The organism is Campylobacter showae, assembly GCF_900573985.1.
Lineage (GTDB): Bacteria > Campylobacterota > Campylobacteria > Campylobacterales > Campylobacteraceae > Campylobacter_A > Campylobacter_A showae_E.
Genome location: NZ_UWOK01000001.1, coordinates 301,163 through 325,482, shown reverse-complemented (window position 1 = coordinate 325,482; position 24,320 = coordinate 301,163). Strand labels below are relative to the sequence as shown.

The following is a 24,320-nucleotide window of genomic DNA, read 5'->3' as shown; positions in this document are numbered from 1 at the left end:
CGCTGGGATTTCAAAAACTTACCTCGGCGAGTTTTGATTTTAGCAGCTCGACGAATTCATCCAGCTTCATATCTTTTTGCTCCCTGGTCGTGCGGTCGCGCAGAGCGATGGCGCTATTTGCCACTTCGTTGTCACCAAGTACCGCAATCATCGGCACGCGCTGTTTTTCTGCGGTGCGAATGCGTTTGTTTAGGCTCTCGTTTTTGCTCGCGATTTCGCTATCTACGCCGATTTTGCGAAGCTCTTTGGCGACGGTTTTGGCGTAGTCTAGGTGCGCGTCGCTAATCGGCACGATGACTACTTGCGTCGGAGCAACGAAAAACGGTAGCTCGCCGCCGGTGTGCTCGATCAAGATGCCGATAAACCTCTCAAAGCTTCCCAGTAGCGCGCGGTGTAGCATGACGGGCTGCCGGCGTTCGTTATTTGCGTCGATGTAGCCCAGATCAAAGCGCTCAGGCAGGTTAAAATCGACCTGGATCGTGCCGCACTGCCACTTGCGTTTTAGTGCGTCGGTGATTTTTATGTCGATTTTTGGACCGTAGAATGCGCCGCCGCCCTCGTCGATACCGTATTTAAATCCGTTTTCGTCAAGCGCTTCTTTTAGGGCTTTCGTTGCTGTTTCCCAAATTTCGTCCCCGCCGATCGCTTTTGCAGGCTTGGTCGAAATCTCCATCTCGTAGTGGAAGCCGAAATTTTCCATTATTTTGCCGGCAAATTTTAAGATTTCTAGGATATTTTCTTTTATTTGACTTGGCATACAAAAGATGTGCGAGTCGTCCTGGGCAAATTCGCGCACCCTAAAAAGTCCGTGCAAAACGCCGCTTTTTTCGTGGCGGTGCACGACGCCGTATTCGAAAAATTTAAGCGGCAAATCGCGGTATGAGCGGATGTCTGACTGATAGACCTTGATGTGGCCGACGCAGTTCATCGGTTTTATGCCGTATTCGGCCTCGTCGATCGTCGTAAAGTACATATTTTCTTTATAGTTTGCGTAGTGGCCGCTCTTTTTCCATACGTCGGCTTTTAGTAGCTCTGGTCCGCGCACTGGCTCGTAGCCGCGGTCGCGGTGCGCTTTGTATAAAATTTGCTCTAGTTTGGAGCGCAAGCGTCCGCCGTTTGGCAACCAGATCGGTAGGCCGCCGCCGACCTCTTCGTCGAAGGTAAACAGCTTCATCTCGACGCCAAGCTTTCTGTGGTCGCGTTTTTTGGCCTCTTCGATGATGCGGATGTGCTCTTTTAGGCTCTCTTTATCGGCAAATGCCGTTCCGTAAATGCGGTTTATCATCTCGCGCGTCTCGTCGCCGCCAAGATACGCTCCAGCTACGCGGGTTAGTTTAAAAAATCTTAAAAATTTGGTATTTGGCAAGTGCGGTCCGCGGCACAAATCCTCGAAATTTCCTTGCTTGTAGCTGCTGACTTCGCCTTCGGGGATACGTTTTAGCACCTCTTGTTTTAGCTCGTCGTCTTTAAATTTATCGCTCATAAAGGCTTTTGTGGAGCTTGCTTTGACGATATCAAGCTTCGCTTCGGCTAGCTCTTTCATCTTGGCTTCTATCGCCTCTAAATCCTCGTCGCTAAGCTTGCTGTTAGCCTCATCGACCTTAAAATCATAATAAAATCCGTCCTCGACATTTGGTCCGACGAAAAATTTAGCCTGAGGATAAAGCTCTTTGATCGCTTGCGCCATGAGGTGAGCACAGGAGTGTCTGATGACGTTTAGCGCGTCGGGGGAGTTGTCAAAATAAATCGGCTCTGCGGCGTTTTCTCGCCCGTTGATACTCTGAGTATCGACTATGTTTCCATCTAGTTTGTATGCGATGATATCGCTCATTTTATGTCCTTTTTATCGAAACATCTTTCTTACGCTGAAAGAATTGGGCTTGATTTTAGCTAAAATGTTTTTAAGCTTTACTTAATGTTTTATTTGATTTGGGTTTAAACGGCGGTCAAATTTGAGTTTTGAATATAGTAGAATATATTGATTAAAATTTAAATATTGTTAAATCGATAATATTCTCAATATAGTTTATTATATTTTAAGAAAACTAACGCTAATATTTCATCGAATGAATCATGCATTTATCTCGTCTTTGCATTGTTTTGATTCATTTTTCTCCCAAAATTGCGCAAAGGAGTGGTTGCCTTTGCGCTTTAATCTTTAAATTTATTCCCAAAAAACCTGCACAAATTTGACGCTATCGAGTTAAAATTTAGAAAATAAATACATTTTGGCTTTAGCTGGCAAATTTGACGTTTGGATTTAGGGTGCGAAATAAGTAAAATTTGATGAAATTTGAATCAAAAGAAGCGAAATGGTGGCCCCGAATGGACTCGAACCATCGACCACTACCATGTCAAGGTAGTGCTCTACCAACTGAGCTACGGGACCGAAAAATGGAAATTTACCCAAAATAATATTGAAATTAGCTTAAATTTTGCTATTTTTCGTAAAAAGCAAAATTTGAACGCAATCCTATTTCGTCAAATTTGCCCCTGCCTGGCGATCCTAAAATAAAAATACATAAAGATTAGAGTTTAATAGAAAAGTCTTGATAAATCTTAAAAATAAAATCTCATAAATTCATATCTTCTCGGTCAAATTTGCATTAAATCCCCTAAATTTAGGGATAGCTTTGGTAGAGTAAATTTTTAATAAAACTCACAGCAAACTCACGATAATATAATTATAATGCCATCATGATATTTCATTCAAAGGAGAATGTATGCAAGAGCAAATGTCAAGACGCGACTTGTTAAAGCTAGGTATGGCGGGTGCGGGCGCGCTCGCGCTAGGTGCGGTAAATGCGCAAGCAAGCGTGCTAAACGCAAAGGACGTCAAATTTGACGAAGAGTGGGACGTGATCATCATTGGCTCGGGCTTTGCGGGACTTGCGGCAGGCTTAAAAGCGGCGCAAAAAGGCAATAAGGTACTAATCCTAGAAAAAATGGGTCGCATCGGCGGTAACTCCGTAATCAACGGCGGCGGCATGGCGGTCGCAAACAACCCGGTGCAAGCAAAAACTAACATCAAAGATAGCAAAGAGCTATTTATCGCCGACTGTCTAAAAGCCGGTCTTGGTATCAACCACACAGAGCTTTTGGAGACTTTGGTCGATCGCGGTATGGACGCGTATAACTTCCTAGTTGAAAACGGCGTTCAGTTTAAAGAGCACTGCGCGCACTTCGGCGGTCACACGGTCGCTCGCTCGCTGCTAACCACAAACGACTCGGGTTCGGGCTACATCCAGCCGATGCTTGAGAAATTCGAAGCGCTAAAAGACAAAGGCTGCGAGCTTCGCCGCCGCGCCAAATTTGACGACTTCGTGCTAGACGACAGCGGCCGCGTCGTGGGCGTGACGATCAGAGAAGAGTATAGGTTCGACGATAAGCTTTACAGCGACGACCTAGAAAACACGAGCGGCACGAAAAAAACGCTAAAGGCAAACAAAGGCGTCGTTCTAGCAGCCGGTGGATTTTGCCGAGATAAGGCGTTTAGAAAGCTCCAAGACCCGCGCATCCCTGATGACGTCGATAGCACGAACCACCCCGGAGCTACTGCGGGCGCGCTGCTAAAAGCATTTGAGATCGGCGCGTATCCGGTGCAAGTAGACTGGATACAGTTTGGTCCATGGGCGAGCCCGGACGAAAAGGGCTTTGGCACCGCTCCGATTTTGACGCAGCAAGGTACCTTTAAATACGGTATCGCGGTCGATATCCGCACCGGCAAGCGCTTTATGAACGAGCTAGCCGACCGCAAAACCCGTGCGGACGCCGAGTTTAAAATTTTACGCGAAAAACCGGGCGCGTATCCGATAACCTTCGCCGACACCAAAATGGCGTTTAAAGACCTAAGCGAAGAGATCATCCAAAAAGGCATGGGTAGCGGCAAACTAGTGGGCGAGTGCGCTACGCTCGATGATATCGCTAAAAAATACGGCGTACCTGCCGACGCGTTAAAAGAAACCGTAAAGAAATATAACGAAGGCGTAAAGGCTAAAAAAGATGAATTTGGCAAACAAGAAAGCGCGCTAAGCGAGATCAACGAGGCAGGACCGTTCTACGTCATCCGCCTATCGCCGAAGCCTCACCACACCATGGGCGGCCTAAAGATCAACGCCAAAGCCGAGGTCATCTCAAGTAAGACGAATAAACCGATCCCTGGCCTATATGCCGCAGGCGAGATCACCGGCGGTACGCACGGCGCGAGCAGACTCGGTACGGTTGCGATAACCGACTGCATAGTGTTTGGGATGATAGCTGGAGAAAATCTAGCTTAAATTTGGTAAAACGAAGTTCTCGCGAGCGCTTTTAAATGATTTCGTAAATTTCGCCCTGCGACAGACTATATGTCTAGTCTTGGGACGAAATTTACTTCAAAACATTTAAAATCATCTCGCGATAATCCGTTTTAATTTCGTATCGCAGGTTAAATTTAAGATTAAATTCGAGGATTCGGCTTGCGATACTTTTAAATTTGATGGTAAATTTATAAAATTTACTTCCCAAACTGCGACGCTTTGCGTCAGCAAAGCTATGTCGCCACCTTAAAAGCGTCGTAGGGGGAGGGGGATTAAAGGGGGCGGGGAGCTCTTTTGCATCGCTACGCTTGCAACTGCAAAGCAGAGCGCAATTTAAGCCCCCACCCCCTTTACAACAAAGTAAAAAACAACCGTTTGAGGTTGTTTTTTACTTAAAGAGTTAAATTTAAAAACCAAATTTGCCCCTCAAATTTAAAGGTAAAAGAGTATATCTCTTTAACTCCTCATAGAAAGGAATTCGCATGAAACACAAAGCGTTTCTCGCCTTGTGCGCATCTATGCTACTATGCTCTTTTGCATTTAGCGCAGGAGCCCCAAGCGCAAAGATAACGTCTTTAGTCGATCTTAACGTCACCGACGAGCTGCGAGCCAAACACCCTTTAAAGCCTCATCACGAAAAACTAAGCTTCACCTGTCTTGATTGTCACGAAGGACAAGGAAACGACGCTAGTAAATTTAAATCTATCGGCGATAAAGGCTGTTTGTCCTGTCACGGCGACAAGAAAAAGATAGCTAAAAGACTAGAATACATGGATCTGCTAAAAGCAAATCCTCACAACTCGGTTCACGACGGCCCTACGCTATACTGCGACGAGTGCCACAACGAGCATAAAAAATCAACCAATATGTGCACGGAGTGCCACGAACACGAAGTTCCGCAATGGATGGGGGTAACGCCATGAAAATTTCAAAGAAAGTACTAGCGCTTATTATATTAGTAAGCGGCATTATAGGGTTTTTAGTCGTACTTCCCGTGCATTACGCCCTAGAAGAAACTAGCGGAGAGAAGTTTTGCGTAGTGTGTCACGAGATGGATCCTATGGTTATAGCTTATAGTAACGACGTACATAGCGGCAAAGGCAAAAGCGGAGTAAGGGCTAAATGCGTAGACTGCCACATACCTCACGACAACCTAGCTAAATACGTCCTAGTTAAAGCTAAAAACGGATTGATGGAGGGATATATTCATTTCTTTAAAGACCCTGAGGCTATAGACTGGCATAAAAACAGAGAGAAAAGAGAGCACTTCGTATTTGATAACGGTTGCGTTAGCTGCCATACGAATTTGGTGGATAATAAGCTAACCTCAGCCCAAGCTCAAAAGATGCACGCTCACTATCAAAGCTTGCTAAATACGGATAAGCAACTAACCTGCGCTAGCTGTCACGCCGAGGTAGGCCACAGCGGGCTAAACAATATGCTAAACTACTGGAAGCCTGAATACAAAATCTACGAAAAGAAAGCCGCAATCAAAAAAGAAGAGATAAAGAAGGCATATTTCGGGGAGGATTATGTGGGGCCGAAGGTAGAAAATAAAGAAGGCAATGCCACCAAAAAGTAGGCTAAAATGAAGAAAATTTTGCTCGTTAGCGACGACGTGGAGATGCAACTAAACCTCAACGCCGCGCTTTACCGCTTTAACATCCGCATAGTTCGCTTTGAAAATTTAAGCGAGCTAAAAGAGGATTATTACAACGGCAACCGCTACATCTTTTACGTCATCGACGTAAAGACGAAGGATCTGGCAAATTTTGAGTCGGTCAAATTTCTGCGAGATAACGGGAGCCTAACTCCCGTTATGATCCTCGTAGATAAGGCTATTCCTGCGCTTTACAAGAAAATTTACTACGCCAAATACGACGACTTTATGGTAAAGCCTTTTTTGCCGGAGGAGTTTTTGTTTCGCGTGTTTAGAAACTGCCGAATTTTGCTTGGAAGCAAATTTGAGCTAAAAAACGGCGCTATCTACGACAAAAACAGCCTCACGCTACACATAAACGGCACAAGTATAATGCTGGGCAAAAAAGAGGGGTTGTTTTTAGAAATTTTGGCCAAAAATGCCCCGCACGTAGTAACGATCCAGGAGCTTGAGTGGAGTATCTATAAAGACGAAAACGTCTCGTCCGATCGCCTGCGCTCGCTCGTGCGTCAGCTACGTGCGAAGCTACCGTTTGAGCTAATAAAAACCGTGCGCAGTATCGGGTATAGTTTAGAAGAGTAGCTAGAGCTTAGGCAGGATCACTTCTTTTTGCGCGAGCCTCTCAAAGGTGCAGACGTCGCCGTAAATTTCAGTCAGCAGCTCGTCGTTTAAGACCTGTGCGACGCTGCCTTTTGAGACGATCCGCCCGTCGCGGAATACTATCACTTCGTCGCAAAACCAAAGGATGTGGTTTGGCTCGTGCGTGCAGATGACGATCGTCTTGCCGCCCGCAGCGATCTTTTTTAAAATTTTCCAAAGCGTGATCTGATTTTTAAAATCAAGCGCAGACGTCGGCTCATCAAGCAAGATGAGCGGCGTATCCTGCGCGAGCGCCCTGGCGATAAAAACGAGCTGCCGCTGCCCGCCGCTAAGCTCGTTCATCTTTTTATCCGCCAGATGCGAGATACCGATAAACTCCATCGACTCGCTCACCGCCCTTTTGTCGTCTTTACTAAAGCCAAATAGGCTCTTTATGTGCGTGGAACGCCCCATCAGGACGATGTCTCTTACGAAAAACGGAAAATGCAGCTCGGTGTGCTGCGCGACGTAGGCGATGTTTTTAGCCATCCACGCGGGGCTTTTGTGCTTCGTGTTTTGCGAACCAACGTAAATTTCGCCGCCTTTGATACTTAGAAATTTCATACAGCAGTTAAAAAACGTGCTCTTGCCGCTGCCGTTAGTGCCCAAAAGCCCGCATATACTGCCTCTTTTGATCTCGATGCTTACGTCTTCGAGCCCAAATCCTCCGTAGCTGAAGGATAAATTTTTGGTTTGCAGTATCATTTTAGCAGCTCCTTTGCCTTGCTTCTTAAAAGTGCGATGAGAAAGGGCGCGCCCACCAAAGAGGTTATGATGCCTACGGGTATCTCAGCCATCGCTACCGTACGCGCGAGCGTATCGCATACGAGCAGATACAGCGCGCCTATGAGCCCCGATAGCGGCAGCACCCATCTGTTATCAGGGCCGCTTATGAGGCGCGCGACGTGAGGCATGATGAGCCCGATCCACGCGATGATGCCCACGTTTGCCACGCACACTGCGGTCATCAAGGTAGCGATCGTTATAAATATGAGCTTGTATTTTTCGGGATTTATGCCGAGGCTTCTTGCCTGATCGTCGCCCAGGCTTAGTAAATTTAACTTCCATGCAAGCGTGCAAAGTGCTACAAAGCAAACTCCCGTGACCGAGGCGATCTCGCCTAGGCTTTGCCATTTGGAGTAGTATAGCCCGCCCATCATCCAAAAGGTGATCTCTCTTAGCTGCGCGTCCTCGCTGACGTATTTTACGATCGATACGCACGCCGAAAATATCGAGCTTACGATGACGCCCGACAGGATAAGTCCCACCACGGGCACTATGCCGCCGTTTTTTGCGAGCGTATAGGATAAAAACACCGCAAAAAACGAAAAAGCAAACGCGCTTAAAGCGATATTAAAAAATATGCCCGAAAACAGTATCGCTAGCGCCGCACCCAAAGCCGCGCCCGAGCTAGCCCCCAGTATAAAGGGCTCAACGAGCGGGTTTTTAAAGCAGGCCTGATATATCGCGCCCGCGTTTGAAAGCGCGAAGCCCACTATCACGGCGGTTAAAATTCTAGGCATTCTGATTTTAAAGATGACGGTTTGATCCATTTTTGAGATGCCTGCGGCGGGGATGTCAAAAATTTTCAAATTTAAAACGTCTAAAATTTTAGCGATCGAAATTTTATAATCCCCGAGCATGAGCGCCGCGATCATACAGAGCAAAAGCGCGCCCAAAAGAACGAATAAAAATAGTAAATTTGACTTAAAAGCGCCGGGCTTAAAAGTCATTCTCTACCGTCCAGTCTAAAATTTGCTCGCTTCTAAGCGCCTTTGCCTGCTCCTCGCTCACGCCGTAAACGTCTTTGTAAAAATCAAGGACGAATTTATGAACCTTGATGTCAGAAAAGAGCTGCGGATAGGCCGCTTTTGCGATTATTAGGATATCTATCGGATACTCCACGCGGCGCGCGCAGTTCATCGGCGACCACGGCATGGCGTAAACGCGCTTGTTTTTGATTGCTTTTAGCTCCTCTAGCTTTTCAAAATCTGCTGAATTTAAAAGCTCGCTTGCAGGATGGTAGCCGTTTGAGGTCGGTAGCACGATGACGTCGGGATCTATCGCGTAAAGCTGCTCGGTACTTAAGATCACGTTTGAGCCGTCGCCTCTAAAGGCGTTTTTAGCGCCTGCGATATTTTCGATAATGAAGGATTCGGGGGTATTTACGCCGTAAGCACTCGCCACGCCGCCGTTTTTGCGGATGTTTGGATTAAGCCCCATGTAAAGCATGCTGACCTTTTGATCCTCTTTTAAATTTGCCGTGCGCTCCTGAACGAGTTTTTGGGTTTTGTCGAGGTATTCAAAGAGCTTTAACGCCTTGTCCTTTTGCCCGAATATCTCTCCCAGCACCCGCATCTCCTCTTGCATCGTTGCGATTTCAGCGCCTCTTGGAGCATAGATCACGGCAAGCGGGATGCCTAGAGCTTCGATAGTGGCGATCGTTTTTTCTACGGCGTCTTTATTTGAGCCGCGCAGCGTGCAGTCTCCGATACGAAGGATCACTAGCTGCGGGTTTTCGTTTGCTAAAGCCTCGAAATTTACGACGTTTCCTTGCGGAGAATTTACGCAAGGCAGGTCATTTAGCCACGGATGTAGATACTTCATTACGTTCCATCCGCGAAGAGTGTAAGCTTCGCCCGCTTTGGTGGTGAAGTCGTATTTGTAGTCTCTCTTCATAGACCACGAGCCGATGAGCTTGACCTTGGCGATCACGCCAAGATGCGTCATGACGCTCTCTACAAACCCGTCGTCGATCGTAGCGACCCTCTCAAGCGGAGAAGCGATCTTGACCTCCGCGCCGCGCATATCTTTGACGCTAAACTCGCTGCCAAACGCCAAGCCAAGCGCAAGCAAAAAGCCGAGTAGAAATTTCATAAAAGCTCCTTTTTAGAAGGTAAATTTATCTTTGTCATTATAGCCTAGTATGATGAAATTTAAATTAATATTACCGACGAGCTACAAAAACATAAAATTTAAAATAAGCCGTTTTCGATATAATTTTCAAAAATTTCGGAGCGGAAAATGGGTAGAAAAGAGCTTCTGGGCGGCGCAAAACGTATCGTCGTAAAAATCGGTACCTCAACGCTTACCAATGCGGACGGTTCGCTAAATGAGCGGCTCATCAAAAGTCTAGTCGCGCAAATTTGCAAGCTAAAAGATGCGGGCTTTTGCGTGGCTTTGGTAAGCTCGGGCGCCGTGGGCGCGGGCATGGGGCTGCTCGGTATCGCGCAAAGACCTAAAATTTTAAGCCGCAAGCAGGCTCTAGCGGCGGTCGGACAGGTCGCACTGATGCATCTTTACGAGCGGCTATTTTGGGCGCATGACCGCATTATCGCGCAGCTGCTGTTAAGCCGAGGCGATTTTAGCGACAGGGTGCGCTATCTTAGCGTGCGAAACGTCTGCGCGGAGCTACTCTCGCGCGGCATCGTGCCGATCATAAACGAAAATGATCCCGTCGTAGCAGATGAACTGAAAGTGGGCGACAACGACACGCTAAGTGCGCTAGTAGCGGGGCTAATCGATGCTGATCTGCTCGTGATTTTAAGCGATATCGACGGGCTGTACGACAAAAATCCGAGTGAGCACGCGGACGCAAAACTTTTAAGCTTTATCGAAAAAATCGACGAGCACGTCGTCAAAATGGCAGGCGGCGAGGGCAGTAAATTCGGCACGGGCGGCATGGCGACCAAGATCGCGGCGGCGCAGATGGCAAATCAGATCGGCACTAGCCTGATCATCGCAAACGGGCGTACGGACGGAATTTTGCTTAAAATAGCGGCGGGCGAGGAGGTAGGCACCCTCTTTAGCGCGGGCGCGGCGCGGCTTAGCTCGCGTAAATACTGGCTCGCATACGGCGCGATTAGCAAAGGCGCGGTGATTATCGACACGGGTGCGGCAGAGGCGATAAAATCGGGCAAAAGCCTGCTTGCGGTCGGGATTGCCGAGGTGCGCGGCGAGTTTGAGCGCGGCGAGATCGTAAACGTCTGCGCGACTGACGGCAAGCTGCTGGCGCACGGCATTAGCAACTATTCAAGCTGCGAGCTTGCGCGCATAGCGGGGGTAAAAAGCGATGATATAGAGCAAGCTTTGGGCTACAAAAGCGACGATGACGCGGTCCACGCGGATAATATCGCGCTGCAATGAAATTTTAGCCGTGTTCGCGCGTTTAAAATTTTAAACGGGGGACGTAGATGAAAAAGATTATATTTTTTGCGCTACTTTTGACGGGCGCGGCGTGGGCGTACAAAGAGGCAAATCCCGCTAGAATTTTTATAGCGGCTAACGACGAGGATCAAGGCGGCACGCTAAACCGCGCCGAGCGGGAGAAAGCGGTAGCCCCAAAGAATATTAAGTTTAAATTTTCGGCGCAAGGCGCGGCGTGGACGGCAAAATTTGACGAACCGGACGCCGATAAAAACGGCAAACTAGACGTTCTTGGGCTGTGCGGATAGGAGCCGGCGGATTGCGTAAAAGCACTATGCGCGAATTGGAATGAGAAGGTTGGGCATAATGCCGAGAAATAGCTAAAGAAGGGATTTATGGCATGAGTTTGGCTGATAGTAAATTTACAGCATAGGGAGAAATCTTTGAGAAAATGAATAAAAACATACTTTACAATACTGCCACAAGTACGGCAGTGGCGATATTCTTTGCTAGACTAGCCCGCGTAGCTTGCGATTTTTTATAAGTCAAGGAAACAAAATGAGTGAAATTTTGAATGAAAATATAGAATTTGGAGTGTCTTTCCTTTCGGATACTCACTTAATTCATAGCGATGAGACCTCCAAATTGGTACCATTATAACAAAAGATGATTAAATGTATCTTGAAAGTGTAATCTGTAAAAAACTATGTGAAAACTTAGACTGTGATGCAACGAAAATGCCGGGCTTCGGTAAACTTAAAAATTCTATTGCACTGCTTCACAATAAATATTTGTTGGGTGCTTGCAAAGAAGCTGCCGTCATTATTAAAAAATATGCCAAAAATAATGTTGACATCTTTGATTTAGTCATTTCAATCTATAATAAACGCATAAAATCGCACCACGAAATGTTTTTAATCATCCATATTTTTGAAACGGCATTGCGTTCTAAAGTTGCACTAGTACTATCTGAAATTTATAGTTCAAATTCTAACGCCGACGACTGGTTTTTATACGGAAAAAATGCGAAGCTAATAAAACAAGCTGCCCATATAGCGCAGACCAAAAAGGTTAATCTAACAGAGCAAATGAATAGCTTTGATGTGCTTGATTTATTTACGCTAGGTGATTTGCAAAACATCATAGACTCGAATTGGAGCGATTTCAGAGATATTTTTGCAAGCGTGTGCGAATACAAGGGGCAAAAGTTGCCAGAATACGGCACAAAAAATAGTCTTTTAAATGTATTTTCTATGATTCGTAAGTCACGCAATGATATCTTTCACAATAATCCGCCAAAAACCAAAGCAAAATCAATAACTGTAAATATTGAAATTTTGCTATTACGACTGGGGTTTAACCTAAATGATGCATTTAAAAATATATCAAATTTAAACCATATGGTAAACTTAAAATATAAATATGATTAAGGAGTAAAAATGAATGAAATTTTAGATATCTGTAAGCGCGCGAAGGCCGCTTGCAGCGAGCTTTTGAGACTTGATAGCAAGGCTAAATTTGAAATTTTAAACGCCGTGGCAGACGAGCTGCTCGCGCAAAAGGACGCGATAAAAGCGGCAAACGCCAAAGACATTGCAAACGGTGAGAGATCGGGGCTTAGTGCGGCGCTGCTGGACCGCCTAAGGCTAACCGACGCCCGTATCGAGGCTATGGCGCAGGGCGTGCGCGAGGTGGCGGGCTTCGCCGAAGTCGTGGGCGAAAATCTAGGCGGCTGGAGCCATCCAAACGGTATGCAAATCAGCCGTGTGCGCGTGCCGCTGGGGGTGCTCGGTATCATCTACGAGAGTCGCCCAAACGTCAGCATCGACGCGGCGGCTCTGGCGCTAAAAAGCGGCAACGCGGCGATCCTGCGAGGCAGTGCTAGCGCGCTAAATTCGAACATCTTTTTAGTAAATTTATTTAACGAAGCGGGGGCAAAATTTGGCCTTCCAAAAGGCGCGGTGCAGCTTATAGAAAGCCCTGAACGCGAAGTAGTGGCGCAAATGGCGAAAATGAGCGAGTATATCGACGTTTTGATACCGCGAGGCGGCAAGAGCTTAAAAGATTTTATCGCGCAAAACGCGACCGTGCCGATCATCATGACGGGCGCGGGGGTGTGTCATATCTTCGTCGATGAGAGCGCGAATTTAAAGCAGGCCGCGAGGATAGTCAAAAATGCCAAAACCCAGCGCCCAAGCGTTTGTAATGCCGTAGAGTGCGTGCTTTTGCACGAGCGCACAGCGGGCGAAATTTTACCTGAGCTTGTGCGCGAGATGCTGGGGGTCGAGTTTCGCGTGAGCGAGCAACTGCTAGATGCGTGCGAGTCGGAGTTGTGCGGTTTGGTAAACGTCAAGGCTGCCGACGAGAGCGACTTTGGCGCGGAGTTTTTGGATCTCGTTTTGGCTGTACGCGCCGTGCGGGACGTAAGCGAGGCGATCAGCTTTATAAATGCGCATTCTAGCGGGCATTCGGACGCGATTTTAAGCGCCGATTACGCAAACGTCGAGCGATTTTTGAACGAAGTCGGTAGCGCGGTCGTCTACGCCAACGCCTCGACTCGTTTTAGCGACGGTAGCGAGTTTGGATTCGGCGGTGAGATCGGCATCAGCACGCAAAAGCTGCACGCCAGAGGGCCGATGGGGGTGAGGGAGCTCACGACTTACAAATATATCGTCCGCGGAGGCGGGCAAATTCGTTAGCGGCTTGTCTTTTTGTCATATACTTCGTTTGATTTCGCTGCGGGCTGCAGTCACGTATTATATATACGCTCCTTTGCCCTTGCTTATCCGCCTCGTCTATGACGAAAATACTTCGCCTTATCGTTTTACGTTCAAATTTGGAGTCAAATTTAAAGCCGAATTAGTATTTTTTCGGTGCGGCAAAACATCGAAATTTGCGATACCCGCGGCGACTTTTTCGGCGATGAAATTTGACCCGTCGCAGGTCGCCGCTCGGGCGTAGAAAGGCGAAATTTATGCTAAAATCGGCGCAAAATTAAAGGGAACCGATGAAAAAACTAAAATTTATCATTGCTCTTGCCGCGGCGTTTATTTTTAGCGGTTGCTACGAGACGACGCTGCTTACTCGCGTGCCGATCTCTGCGCTTGTTTCGGACAAAGGCGCGGACGTGAAATCCACTCTCGTGCTAACGGACGTAACACCGCAGACACACGACGAAAAAGTAGTAACGGATAACGTGCGTGTTTTTGTTCCCGACGCAAAATTTAAGGATTTCCCGACCGGGCAGACCGCCTACGAGATGAGCGTGAGCGTCGGTATGGGCGACAAAGGCGGCAAAAACTCGGACAAGCGCGCCGTACGCATCTATCTGGACGAATTTGGCGGCATCTACGGCAAGCTTAGCAAAAATGTACTCGAGCAGTACGCGGGCGCGGCAAAACAGGGTGAAGCGCCGACGCTAAAAGCGGCGATAAAATTTGAAAACGACACTAAGGATACGTACGAGATGATCTTGGGCAACGACTTTAAGGCTAGCGATGAGACCGAGACGGGCGGCGTTTATATCTTGGCGCCGGGGCAGGTCACGGGTGCCATCTGGGCGGAAAATATCGCGATACGCGAGGCACTTGCCGGCAAGGCGGTCAAAATCGGAGCTCTAAGAAAGGCGGCAAAATGAAAAATCCTAAAATCGGCTTTATCGGCGGCGGAAATATGGGTGGCGCGATGATCGCAAATTTGGCGCAAAGGCTGGGCGGCGAGAGTGTGTTCGTCTATGCGAGGAGCAAAACGGCGGATCTGCGCGAAAAGTGCGGCGTAAGTGTCTGTGAGAGCGAGGCTGCGGTCGCGTCGGCGGCCGATATCACGGTGCTAGCGACCAAGCCCGCGGCGTATGTGGATATATTAAATTTGATAAAAGACTCAGCGCGAGGCAAGGTTGTAGTCACGCTCGCGCCGAGTTTTAGCCTAGAGCAAAGCGCACAAATTTTGGGTGCGCAGGCCAAGATCGCGCGCGCGATGCCAAATACTCCGGCCGCTATCGCAGAGGGCGTAAGCGCGCTGTGCTTTAACGAAAATTTAAGCGCGGACGAGCGGGCGGCGGTACGAGAGATTTTTGAAAATTTCGGCGCCGTTTATGAGCTCGAGGAGGCTAAATTTGCCGCATTTACGGGTATCGCGGGTAGCTTACCGGCCTATGTTTTTATGTTTATCGAAGCAGCGGCCGATGCCGGAGTGCTCGAGGGGCTGCCTAGAGCATTGGCGTACGAAGCGGTCGCGGCTAGCGTCGCAGGCTCTGCGCGGCTCATGCTAAAAAGCGGCAAACATCCAGCAGCCTTAAAAGACGAAATTTGCTCACCCGGCGGCACGACGATAGAGGCCGTAAAGGCGCTGGAAAACGGCGGGTTTCGTGCGGCGGTGATGGATGCAGTGGGTGCGTGCGTGAAAAAGGCGCGCGGGTAGTTTTGGCGGTTTTATCTTTTGCGTTTCTAAAAAGCATAAATTCACCGATCGCTTACGCTGCGCCCGCGGTAAATTTGCCTGAGCTTTAATCGTCAAATTTGAGCGTTTGAAGTTTTGATCCCGCCGATCTTTGCGGCGCCTTATGGAGTCCAAAAGGCTTGGTTAAATTTGCGAATTTTATCGTGGCAGTAGATTTTTGTATTTTTGGGAGTAAATTTGACTGTGCGGTCCCGAGGCAAAGCAGGTTCGCTCCGCCTCGGGGCGCGTATTTATCGCGGTTAAAACGGCTTATACACCATCATCCAGATGATGATAACCATCGCGATGGTCGGCACTTCGTTGTAAGCGCGAAAGAACATGCCGCTTTTCTTACAGCGTTTCTCGCGCAGCTGCACCATATAGCGGCCAAGATCTAGGTGAAATACCGCGAGGATAACGACGACGGTGAGCTTGACGTGCACGTAGCCGCTACGCAAAAGCTCAGGCATCGCGACGATGATCAAAATACCCGTCAAAAACGTGCCGATCAGCGCGACCCAGCCGATGTAGTGGTACATCTTGTACTCCTGCACCTCGACGACGCGTACGAAATCAGGCTTGTCCATATTCTCCGCGTGATAGACGTAGAGGCGCGGCTGATAGAACAAAAACGCCATCCACGAGATGAAACACAAGTAGTGGAAGTACTTGATGAGGTTGTAATACTCTGACATTTTTTCTCCTTTTAGTTTTTTATTTTAGCGGCTTGTCTCGCGAGTGCTTTTCCGAGATTTTGCAAAATTTTCGCTCCGCAGGCTATATGCCTAGTGCACGCTCAATTTTGCTTCTTCTGCTTGCAGCTGCGAGCCTACGAAGCAGAAAACTCGAAAAATCATCTCACGATACTTCGCCTTATCTTTTTACGTTCAAATTTGAAGTCAAATTTGCAAATTTGATTCACCGAGACCCGCGTCTTGAAAATGCTAAATTAAATTTGCTGCCCAGAAAGGACGCTTTTGCGCAAAGAGTTAAATTTGAATATATCAAATTTAACCGAGCCTCACCCTAGCAAAATTTCTTTTCTAGCTTCAAATTCCTCTTTGCTTATCGCGCCGCTCTCATAAAGCTCGTAGAGGCGTCTAAGCCGCTCCTCGAGGTCTTGTGCGCGCAGTTTGTCTTTTAGCGCTTCTTTTTTCTGATTTTTCTCGACGGCCGCGCCGGTTAAGCGCAGATCAAAGAGCCACCACGCGCCCCAAAGCGCCCAAAATACGTAGCCGACAAGCGCCCACGCCAGGCTATATCCGATGAAAAACAGCGCCATCATCGCAAAACCGCTCACGAATTTACCCAAATAAAATCTGTGCCCGCCAAACCAGCCCGTAAGCAGCCAAAGCGCGTAGGCTATATAAACGTTATCGCCCATTTTTAGCCCCTTTTCGCCCCGCGGCAAAGCTCTGCCAGAGTATGAGTACGACTCCGACGTCGATCATAACGTCTGCGAGGTTAAAGATCGCAAACTCAAACCACTTGTGCCAGTAGACGTAGTCCACGACGCCGCCGTGAACGAAGCGATCGAGCAAATTTGAGCTGCCCGCGCCTAGGATTATACCCGCTCCTAGTGCGTGCTCCTCTAAAATTTCCTTTTTTTCGCCGTTTACGCTCAAATTTGGCTCCGTTTTAGCCACGATCTGCGCGTCAAATTTACGCTTTAACCGCCAAAGTAGATAGCCGCAAACGCCAGCAATCAGCGCTAGCTGGATAAATTTGAGCCACTGCCCAAGAAACGCAAACATCGAAAACGCCACGCCGCGGTTGTATGCAAGCGCTAGCGAAAAATACTCGCCCTGCCACGAAAATCCGCCCAAAAATATCTGCTTGACCGCCTGATCGAGCGCGAAAACGACGAAAAACGCCGCAAAAAAAACGCCTAAAATTTTAGCCATTTAGCGCTTTTACGAAAAATTTCTCGACCTCGTCCATGCGGGTTTTTAGCGCGTCGGCGCACTTGCCTTCAATCAAAAGCCTGATGAGGTTTTCGGTGCCCGAGTAGCGAAATAGCGAGCGGATACCCTCTTTTGCGAGGCTTGCTTCAAGCTCTTTTAGTCCGGCGATGCTTTCAAGCGGCTTTTTCTCGGTTATCTTTAAATTTAGCAAAATTTGCGGGTACGGTTTTATCTCGCTTAAAATTTCGCTCGCTTTTTTGCCTTTTTTTAGCACCAGTGCCGCAAACTGTAGCGCCGCTACGAGCCCGTCGCCAGTCTTTGCATAGTCGCTAAATATGATGTGACCGCTCTGTTCGCCGCCAAAATTCGTGCCGTTTTCTTTCATCTTTTCAAGCACGTATTTGTCGCCGACGTTTGCTCGCAGGAGCTTGATTTTGTGGGATTTTAGATAGTCTTCGAGCGCCGCGTTACTCATCACCGTAGCCACGACCGCGCCGCCTTTTAGGGCTTTGTTTTCCTGTAAAAATGCGGCCATGACGCCTAGCAAACTATCGCCGTTTGCCACCTCGCCGCACTCGTCGACGACTACGAGCCTATCGGCATCGCCGTCAAACGCAAAGCCCAGATCGGCCCTTAATCGTACGACCTCGGAGGCTAAATTTTGCGGATAGAGCGCGCCGCAGTTTAGGTTTATGTTGCTGCCGTTTGGCTCGTCGTTGATGACGATGGTTTCAGCTCCTAGCTCGCTAAATATAGTCGGAGCGACCTTGTACGCCGCGCCGTTTGCGACGTCTAAAACTACGCGCAGTCCGTGCAGGCTTAGGTTTTTAGGAAATGAGTTTTTGATCTGCACGATATAGCGGCCGATGACGTCGTCGATGCGCTTTGCGGCGCCGATTTCGAGCATTTGCTTTTGCGATCTTTCGATAAGCGCGTCGTCAAAATAAATCTTTTCTATTTGCGCTTCGGCTTCTTCGCTCAGTTTGTTGCCTTCGCTGTCAAAAAATTTGATACCGTTATCGTAGTATGGGTTGTGTGAGGCGCTGATCATGATGCCCGCGTCGCAGCGCATATCTTCGGTGAGAAACGCGATCGCAGGGGTAGGCATCGGGCCGATCTGACGGACGTTGTAGCCCACGGCCGTGAGCCCCGCGACGATGGCAGTCTCGATCATATAGCCGCTTCTGCGCGTGTCTTTGCCTAGTAAAATGGTGTTCGTATGCGACGCAAACTGCCTAAAATATATCCCCGCAGCCATAGCAAGGCGCATGGATGTGACGGCGGAGAGTTTTTCGCCGGCTTTGCCGCGGACGCCGTCGGTGCCGAATAGTTTCATTATTTTTCCTTTTATGGCTTATATCGGCTTGTCTTTTGAGTGTTTTTAAACTCATTCAAATCCATCTCAAAATACTGCACCGCAGAATTTGCCAGACAGCTTTTGCTTGGCAAATTCCATAAATTTATTAAATTTTCGACCTATTCTATCAAAAAATATCCAAATTTAAGTTGTAAATTTCCTCGCTTTAAATTTTACTTAAATTAAGCGGATTTTAAAACTGATTTTTATATAATCACGGACTAAAATTATGACAAAAGGGACATTATGGCAAACCATAAATCTTCTGAAAAAAGAGCCAGACAGACTATTAAAAGGACTGAAAGAAACAGATTTTACCGCACTAGGCTTAAAAATATCACTAAAGCCGTGCGCGTAGCCGTTGAGGCAGGCGATAAAGAAGCCGCGCTAAACGCGTTTAAAGTGGCAAACAAAGATTTCCACAGCTTCGTTAGCAAGGGCTTTTTGAAAAAACAAACAGCTTCTCGCCGCGTAGGACGCCTCGCAAAACTCGTAAACAAACTATCTGCTTAATCTAAATTTTAATGTTAGCCGACAAACTGCAGCCTTTTTTGGATCGCTACGACGAGCTCTCTCGTCTGCTTAGCGATCCGTCTATCACAAACGATATCGCAAATATGACCAAGCTCTCAAAAGAGCAATCAAATTTAGAAGATATCGCTTCGGCTGCAAAGTCCTATCTGCAAACTCTCGCAGACATAGAGGAGAACAAAGCTCTACTCGATGACGCCGAACTTGGCGAACTAGCCAAAGACGAACTAAAAAATCTCGAATCCCAAAAAGAAAATCTCGAAGAAGAGATCAAAATTTTACTCCTTCCAAAAGATCCAAATGACGATAAAAACGTATTTTTAGAGATCCGCGCGGGCACCGGCGGAGACGAAGCTGCGCTTTTTGCTGGCGATTTGTTTAATGCCTACGCCAGATACGCCGAGCTTCGCGGGTATAAATTCGAGATCGTTAGCCAAAGCGAGGGCAACACGGGCGGCTTTAAAGAGATTATTTTACTGATAAAGGGCAAGGGGGCGTACTCGAGGCTCAAATTTGAGGGCGGCACACACCGCGTCCAGCGCGTACCCGAGACTGAGAGCCAAGGCCGCGTGCACACCTCGGCCGTCACGGTCGCTATCATGCCCGAGGTCGAAGATAGCGAGATCGAGATAAATCCAAACGACCTTCGTATCGACGTCATGCGCAGCTCGGGCCACGGCGGACAGTCGGTAAATACGACGGACTCGGCGGTGCGAATTACTCATATCCCGACGGGCATAGTCGTCACGAACCAAGACGGCAAAAGTCAGCACAAAAACAAAGAAGCCGCGATGAAGGTGCTAAAAGCGCGCCTTTATGAGATACAAGAAGAAGAGCGCCTAGCCAAAGAAACCAGCGAGCGCAAAAGCCAAGTCGGCACGGGCGACCGCTCGGGACGTATCCGCACCTACAACTTCCCGCAAAACCGCATCAGCGACCACCGCATAAATTTGACGCTTTACCGCCTCGACGCGATAATGGCGGCGGGACTTTTTGACGAGATTATCGAACCGCTGATTGCGCATTATCAAGCCGAAGCGATCTCGGACGCCGATCTATAAATTTTAAAATTCACTCAAATTTCGGCATTTTTAACGCGATATTTTCGTTAAATTTGGATGCAAATTTTGCTGCAGACGGAGTCGTCATGCAGGTTAAATTTGAGAACGACTTATCTTTGCTTTTTAGGTAAAATTTCTGAAAAATAGTTGCAAATTCGGATCTGCTTTTTTAAATTTAGCTTTAAAAATATCAAATAAAAAACCAAGCCGAAATATATAAACCGATAAATTTTTAGTCGCCTTTAACCCGTCCAAATTTATCAAATTTTTAGCCCGCCACGCCGTCAATATGTAAAACAAAAACTGTTTGTCAAAGTCAATCGGCGCTCGAAATCGGGTTTTATTAAAATAGCAAAACCCGTAAATTTCTCAAATTTAATAAACAGACACAAGGCGTCTAATTTATTGCAAGCGGCTTTGTAAAATTTAAGTGAAGTTTTGTAGCAAATTACCCAAATTTAATAACTAGAAATAATTTAAAATTTCACGCCGAAACTAAATTTAACATCGCACCGGCGTATCCGTCATGCGCAAAATCCGTCTTTATTCGACTAAAAAACAGCTTTATTTCGCTAGTTCAAGTATATTGCACGCTCGTTTGGAGCCCAGCTCGCAGGCCTTTTTGAGTCGCTCGCCCGATAGCTCGAAGCTCTGCTCTGCGATGTCGCCTTTTAGATAAAACACCGACTCCTCGTAGCAGCTCTCCGCGCTCCCGGCGGCGCAGGCGTCTTTGTAGATCGCAAATGCCTTCGTCCCGTCCTTGTAGCCCGTTAGCCCTTTGGCGTAAAACTCCGCGGAAAAATAACAAGCCAGCGCGTCGCCGCCCGAGCAGCTTTTTTCTAGCGCGGCGAGCGTTTTTTCGCAGCTTGCGGCGTCGCCTTTGTTTATGCAGGCATTTAGTCCGGCCTCGTTTATAGCGGCATTTGCGAGCACAACTGCGACGGCTAGTATCCAAATTTTCCTCATTTTTTATCCAACTCTTTTAAATTTTTAAATCTATAAATCCCGTTTTTCACTCGCTCGAAAATTTTGCGATTTTCAAGCAGCTTGATGGTCTGCGTGACTGTGGGCTTGCTGGCGTCCGTCTGCTCGCAGATATCTGAAATTTTAACTGTTATGAAGCCGTTTTCATCCACATTTTGGGCTAAAAACAAGATGATCTCCATCTTTTTCTCGCCCAAAATTTGACCGAAAATCTCCCTCTCTAACTCCGTCATCGCGCTAAATTTACTTGTATTCTAGCAGTTTAAAGTATTTTTTCGCAATAGGATCGAGAAAAAAGGCATCGTATTTATTGCCCGGATCCTGCCCCATAAGTTCCGGTCTCATGTTGTATTTATACATTTCTCGACCATTTTCATTTTCGTCTTCATGATAAACGTAAAACGCGCCGTCTAGGACGACTTGTCCAAATTTACATTTTTTGCTCTCGCTTTCTTCATTAGGCCATTCGTATTCCCATTTGTATATTTGCCCAAAATTTGAATTTCCGACTTTTAAAAATATATTTTTGAGGTGATTGCTGTTAGGCTCGTCCAGCATTAGTTCGCCGTATTCAATGCCTGTGTTTACATCTCCGTCATATCCTTCGCCAAAGTCGTAATTTTTTCCTTCGTAGGTTATTTTGCTGCCGTCCGCCATAACGAAATTTTCGCCCAGACGACTATAGTTTTCGTCCTCTTTACGCTTGCTTGCCTCGGCTTCTAAGTATTGCATACTGTTTTCATTGACGCAGTAGCTGAGTTTTAGCTTTACGATATCGTTTTTATTCTTTTTTAAAAACGATTTTAACGCGTGCATAGACTTGACGTCTGACAAAAATATCTTGGCAGTATCTATCTCTTTCGCACCCAAAAACGCGGCAAGCGCAAGCGATAAAACGATGACTTTTTTCATTTTTTACTCCTTAAAATGATCCTAATTTTACTAAATTTTAGCTTATTTTACGGCTCTTGCGATACAATACGCCAAATTTAACAAAGGATCAAATTTGAAACTAATCAGCTGGAACGTAAACGGACTGCGCGCCGTCGCCGCTAAAGACGGTTTTGCTTGGCTGGCGCAGCAGCAGCCCGATTTTTTGGGACTTCAGGAGATAAAGGTGCGCGAGAGCGACGTGCCCGCCGAGATTTATAAGCTCGGATTTAACGAAATCAGCGTAAATTCGGCAGCTCGCGCTGGGTACTCGGGCGTGATGAGCCTAGCTAAATTTAGCTCCGTTACGCAAAAGGCGGCGTTTTTTGACGACGATGAGGGGCGGGTTTTGGAGCATAGATTTGGCAACGTCGTACTTTTTAACATCTACTTTCCAAACGGCCAAAAAGACGACGCGCGCCTAGCCTACAAGATGGATTTTTACGCTAAATTTTTAGCCTACGCGGACGAGCTCGTAAAGCAGGGTAAAGACGTGATATTTTGCGGCGACGTGAACACCGCGCACCGCGAGATCGACCTCAAAAACCCAAAAGCAAACGCGAAAACCTCGGGCTTTTTGCCTATCGAGCGCGCATGGCTAGACGAGGTCGTCGCACGCGGCTTTATCGACACATTTCGGCACGTACGCGGCGACGAGGCGGACGCGTATTCGTGGTGGAGCTACCGCTTTAACGCCCGCGCCAAAAACGTCGGCTGGAGGATCGATTATTTTTTCATTTCGGCAAGCCTCAAAGACCGCCTAAAAGACGCGTTTATCCTGAGCGATATCACGGGCTCCGATCACTGCCCCGTCGGTATCGAGATCGATCTGGACGGGCTTATTTAAATTTGTTTTTTTAGCGGCGCAGGCTAATTTTGACTAAAATTTACGCTTTTTACTGCGAGCAAAACTGGGGTCAAATTTGACTCGCCGCGCGATTTGCCAAATTTAAGTCCAAATTTTACGCCCGCTTTTTAAAAACCAAACGCTTAAATTTAAGCCGCGATATATGCGTATATAATTATAATATCTAACGAAAAAAGCGACAAATAGGCGAGCCAAAAGGCTTTTACGTAATCAAATTTAAAGGAAAAACATGATGAACAAAACTATCTTATCGGCTATTTTAGCCGGAGCTACCGTTTTAACCCTAAGCGGTTGTTTTGATTCGGGAGCTAGCGGAAGCAAAGAAACCAAAGTCGATAAACCTAGCGGAAAGATAGCAAAGAGCCTAAAAGAGGTTTGCGATAACCCAAATACTAAATACGACGCTTTAGTAGCGGATTTAAAAGTAAAAATGCTTGACATAAATGATAAAGCCGATAAATGGGTATTCTTTTACGATAAAGATAGCCAAGATTTTAAAATTACGGCAAGAACTACGACAACGGATTATCAAATTCAACACCTAGTTATTCCACGTATAGAATTTTTAAACGTCCATTTAGAAATGCAAGAACCTGAATGCAGAAACGAATCAAATCCGTATAAAGAAAAAATACTGAAAGATAAAGACATAACGCACAAAGAAGCGGCGGAATATGAAAAAGTAATTCCAATAAGAAAAATAATACAAGCAAAAGAAATATAACTTATCTAAAAATAGGAAATTCATGCAAGAAACGATACAAGTTACGATAAATTTAACGCCTTAAGCTGCTTGCGTTGTCTGTTTTGCCTTGCGGTTTGCACGAACGGCAAATTTAACAAAACGGCGCTTGCCGCAAGGCGCCGTCAAATTTAGCTCAAAAACCCATGATCTAAAAGGTGCGTGATTAGGATTTTAAAACCTAGTGCGATGAGGATCGCGCCGCCTAAAATCAGTGCCTTTTGCTCCAAAAACTCTCCAGCGAATTTACCGACGTAAAACGCCGCGACGCTAAGCGCGAAGCAAACTATCCCGATCACGGCGGCGCTAAAGTAGATGTCAGCGGCCGCAAAGCTCAGCGTCACGCCCACGGCTAGCGCGTCGATGCTGGTGGCAAATCCGCCTGAGAGCAGCATCTTCGTATCAAGGCTCACGGCCTGCGCAGGCTCGTTTCTACAGGCTTCGCGGATCATCTTTACGCCCAAAAAACCCAAAATCGCAAATGCGATAAAATGATCGATCTGTGCGATAAATCTCGCAAACGCAGCACCGAAAAAGTAGCCCGCAAGCGGCATAGCCGCCTGAAAAAATCCAAAAACTGACGCGATAAATAAAATCTTTGATAGCGCGAGGTTTCGGTATTTCGCGCCGTTTGCGATGCTAAGCGCAGCCGCGTCCATAGCAAGCGCGATAGAGAGAAGTAAAAGCTCCATTTTGCCTTTTCAAAAAGGCTAATTTTAACTCAAAATTTGCCTCTTGCGGTTAATCTCGTTCAAATTTGCGG

At 47.1% G+C, this 24,320-nt stretch carries 26 protein-coding genes and 1 tRNA gene; 14 read left to right on the top strand and 13 right to left on the bottom strand.

From position 1 onward, the window contains the following. Positions 1-10: 10 nt before the first annotated feature. Both thrS and EE116_RS01685 read right to left on the bottom strand, forming a co-directional pair. On the bottom strand, positions 11-1,831 hold the full coding sequence (gene thrS, locus EE116_RS01690) for a threonine--tRNA ligase (protein ID WP_122872972.1): 1,821 nt from the start codon (positions 1,829-1,831) through the stop codon (positions 11-13). Positions 1,832-2,313: 482 nt separating this feature from the next. Further along, positions 2,314-2,389: transfer RNA gene (locus EE116_RS01685), tRNA-Val, on the bottom strand. Between the two features lie 334 nt (positions 2,390-2,723). Here EE116_RS01685 and EE116_RS01680 point away from each other — a divergent pair. From EE116_RS01680 to EE116_RS01665, 4 genes are all read left to right on the top strand, one after another. Then, entirely contained in the window at positions 2,724-4,277 is a 1,554-nt protein-coding gene (locus tag EE116_RS01680; RefSeq protein ID WP_122872971.1) for a flavocytochrome c, read from the top strand. A 503-nt stretch (positions 4,278-4,780) separates the two neighbouring features. Next, a complete protein-coding gene (locus tag EE116_RS01675; RefSeq protein ID WP_002947156.1) occupies positions 4,781-5,221 on the top strand; it encodes a cytochrome c3 family protein in 441 nt (146 codons plus the stop codon). Then, positions 5,218-5,880, top strand: a complete 663-nt coding sequence (locus EE116_RS01670) for a cytochrome c3 family protein (RefSeq protein WP_122872970.1) — start codon at positions 5,218-5,220, stop codon at positions 5,878-5,880. Before EE116_RS01675 ends, EE116_RS01670 begins: the two co-directional genes overlap by 4 nt. Positions 5,881-5,886: 6 nt before the next feature. Further along, positions 5,887-6,540 (top strand): response regulator transcription factor, encoded by a 654-nt coding sequence (locus EE116_RS01665; protein WP_122872969.1) that lies wholly within the window; start codon positions 5,887-5,889, stop codon positions 6,538-6,540. Here the strand turns inward: EE116_RS01665 and EE116_RS01660 are convergent, their stop codons facing one another. From EE116_RS01660 to EE116_RS01650, 3 genes are read right to left on the bottom strand one after another with little or no spacing between them, the layout of a single operon-like run. After that, positions 6,541-7,302, bottom strand: coding sequence for an ABC transporter ATP-binding protein (locus EE116_RS01660; protein ID WP_122872968.1), 762 nt, complete (start codon positions 7,300-7,302; stop codon positions 6,541-6,543). Beyond that, the gene (locus tag EE116_RS01655) at positions 7,299-8,330 is read right to left on the bottom strand and encodes a FecCD family ABC transporter permease (RefSeq protein WP_122872967.1); all 1,032 of its coding nucleotides are present in this window, start codon (positions 8,328-8,330) and stop codon (positions 7,299-7,301) included. The genes EE116_RS01660 and EE116_RS01655 overlap by 4 nt, the downstream gene beginning before the upstream one ends. Beyond that, entirely contained in the window at positions 8,320-9,474 is a 1,155-nt protein-coding gene (locus EE116_RS01650) for an ABC transporter substrate-binding protein (protein ID WP_241091612.1), read from the bottom strand. The genes EE116_RS01655 and EE116_RS01650 overlap by 11 nt, the downstream gene beginning before the upstream one ends. A gap of 147 nt (positions 9,475-9,621) precedes the next feature. Here EE116_RS01650 and proB point away from each other — a divergent pair, with 147 nt between their 5' ends. From proB to proC, 6 genes are all read left to right on the top strand, one after another. Continuing rightward, a complete protein-coding gene (gene proB / locus EE116_RS01645; RefSeq protein ID WP_122872966.1) occupies positions 9,622-10,743 on the top strand; it encodes a glutamate 5-kinase in 1,122 nt (373 codons plus the stop codon). Positions 10,744-10,790: 47 nt separating this feature from the next. Further along, the gene (locus EE116_RS01640) at positions 10,791-11,051 is read left to right on the top strand and encodes a hypothetical protein (RefSeq protein WP_122872965.1); all 261 of its coding nucleotides are present in this window, start codon (positions 10,791-10,793) and stop codon (positions 11,049-11,051) included. Positions 11,052-11,417: 366 nt separating this feature from the next. Next, positions 11,418-12,173, top strand: a complete 756-nt coding sequence (locus EE116_RS01635; protein WP_122872964.1) for a CAAX protease — start codon at positions 11,418-11,420, stop codon at positions 12,171-12,173. A gap of 9 nt (positions 12,174-12,182) precedes the next feature. Beyond that, positions 12,183-13,442 carry a glutamate-5-semialdehyde dehydrogenase gene (locus EE116_RS01630; protein ID WP_122872963.1) on the top strand — a complete coding sequence of 420 codons (1,260 nt, stop codon included), beginning with the start codon at positions 12,183-12,185 and terminating at the stop codon, positions 13,440-13,442. Positions 13,443-13,750: 308 nt separating this feature from the next. Then, positions 13,751-14,380, top strand: coding sequence for a hypothetical protein (locus EE116_RS01620; protein WP_122872961.1), 630 nt, complete (start codon positions 13,751-13,753; stop codon positions 14,378-14,380). Beyond that, entirely contained in the window at positions 14,377-15,162 is a 786-nt protein-coding gene (gene proC, locus EE116_RS01615) for a pyrroline-5-carboxylate reductase (RefSeq protein WP_122872960.1), read from the top strand. Before EE116_RS01620 ends, proC begins: the two co-directional genes overlap by 4 nt. Positions 15,163-15,440: 278 nt before the next feature. On the opposite strand, the gene hemJ is transcribed toward proC, so the two are convergent. From hemJ to glmM, 4 genes are all read right to left on the bottom strand, one after another. Continuing rightward, positions 15,441-15,875 (bottom strand): protoporphyrinogen oxidase HemJ, encoded by a 435-nt coding sequence (gene hemJ, locus EE116_RS01610; protein WP_122872959.1) that lies wholly within the window; start codon positions 15,873-15,875, stop codon positions 15,441-15,443. 326 nt (positions 15,876-16,201) lie between these two features. Next, entirely contained in the window at positions 16,202-16,564 is a 363-nt protein-coding gene (locus EE116_RS01600; protein WP_122872958.1) for an NINE protein, read from the bottom strand. Continuing rightward, positions 16,554-17,084 carry a signal peptidase II gene (locus EE116_RS01595; protein ID WP_122872957.1) on the bottom strand — a complete coding sequence of 177 codons (531 nt, stop codon included), beginning with the start codon at positions 17,082-17,084 and terminating at the stop codon, positions 16,554-16,556. The genes EE116_RS01600 and EE116_RS01595 overlap by 11 nt, the downstream gene beginning before the upstream one ends. Next, entirely contained in the window at positions 17,077-18,420 is a 1,344-nt protein-coding gene (gene glmM, locus EE116_RS01590) for a phosphoglucosamine mutase (RefSeq protein ID WP_122872956.1), read from the bottom strand. Before glmM ends, EE116_RS01595 begins: the two co-directional genes overlap by 8 nt. 267 nt (positions 18,421-18,687) lie before the next feature. Here glmM and rpsT point away from each other — a divergent pair, with 267 nt between their 5' ends. Beyond that, on the top strand, positions 18,688-18,954 hold the full coding sequence (gene rpsT, locus EE116_RS01585) for a 30S ribosomal protein S20 (protein WP_002949506.1): 267 nt from the start codon (positions 18,688-18,690) through the stop codon (positions 18,952-18,954). An 11-nt stretch (positions 18,955-18,965) separates the two neighbouring features. Continuing rightward, positions 18,966-20,033, top strand: a complete 1,068-nt coding sequence (prfA, locus tag EE116_RS01580) for a peptide chain release factor 1 (protein ID WP_122861782.1) — start codon at positions 18,966-18,968, stop codon at positions 20,031-20,033. A gap of 564 nt (positions 20,034-20,597) precedes the next feature. Here the strand turns inward: prfA and EE116_RS01575 are convergent. The 3 genes from EE116_RS01575 to EE116_RS01565 are packed head-to-tail and all read right to left on the bottom strand — an operon-like array spanning position 20,598 to position 21,929. Then, positions 20,598-20,999 carry a tetratricopeptide repeat protein gene (locus EE116_RS01575; protein WP_122872955.1) on the bottom strand — a complete coding sequence of 134 codons (402 nt, stop codon included), beginning with the start codon at positions 20,997-20,999 and terminating at the stop codon, positions 20,598-20,600. Then, positions 20,996-21,250 (bottom strand): replication/maintenance protein RepL, encoded by a 255-nt coding sequence (locus EE116_RS01570; RefSeq protein ID WP_122872954.1) that lies wholly within the window; start codon positions 21,248-21,250, stop codon positions 20,996-20,998. Before EE116_RS01570 ends, EE116_RS01575 begins: the two co-directional genes overlap by 4 nt. Before the next feature lie 10 nt (positions 21,251-21,260). Next, on the bottom strand, positions 21,261-21,929 hold the full coding sequence (locus EE116_RS01565; protein ID WP_122872953.1) for a hypothetical protein: 669 nt from the start codon (positions 21,927-21,929) through the stop codon (positions 21,261-21,263). A 94-nt stretch (positions 21,930-22,023) separates the two neighbouring features. On the opposite strand from EE116_RS01565, the gene EE116_RS01560 reads away from it, so the two are divergent. Both EE116_RS01560 and EE116_RS01555 read left to right on the top strand, forming a co-directional pair. After that, positions 22,024-22,794: an exodeoxyribonuclease III gene (locus EE116_RS01560; RefSeq protein ID WP_122872952.1), complete on the top strand. Its 771-nt coding sequence runs from the start codon at positions 22,024-22,026 to the stop codon at positions 22,792-22,794. 253 nt (positions 22,795-23,047) lie between these two features. Continuing rightward, complete coding sequence (locus EE116_RS01555) at positions 23,048-23,539, top strand: hypothetical protein (protein ID WP_163028010.1); 492 nt, start codon at positions 23,048-23,050, stop codon at positions 23,537-23,539. A gap of 149 nt (positions 23,540-23,688) precedes the next feature. On the opposite strand, the gene EE116_RS01550 is transcribed toward EE116_RS01555, so the two are convergent. Continuing rightward, complete coding sequence (locus tag EE116_RS01550; RefSeq protein ID WP_122872950.1) at positions 23,689-24,249, bottom strand: manganese efflux pump MntP; 561 nt, start codon at positions 24,247-24,249, stop codon at positions 23,689-23,691. Positions 24,250-24,320 lie beyond the last annotated feature (71 nt).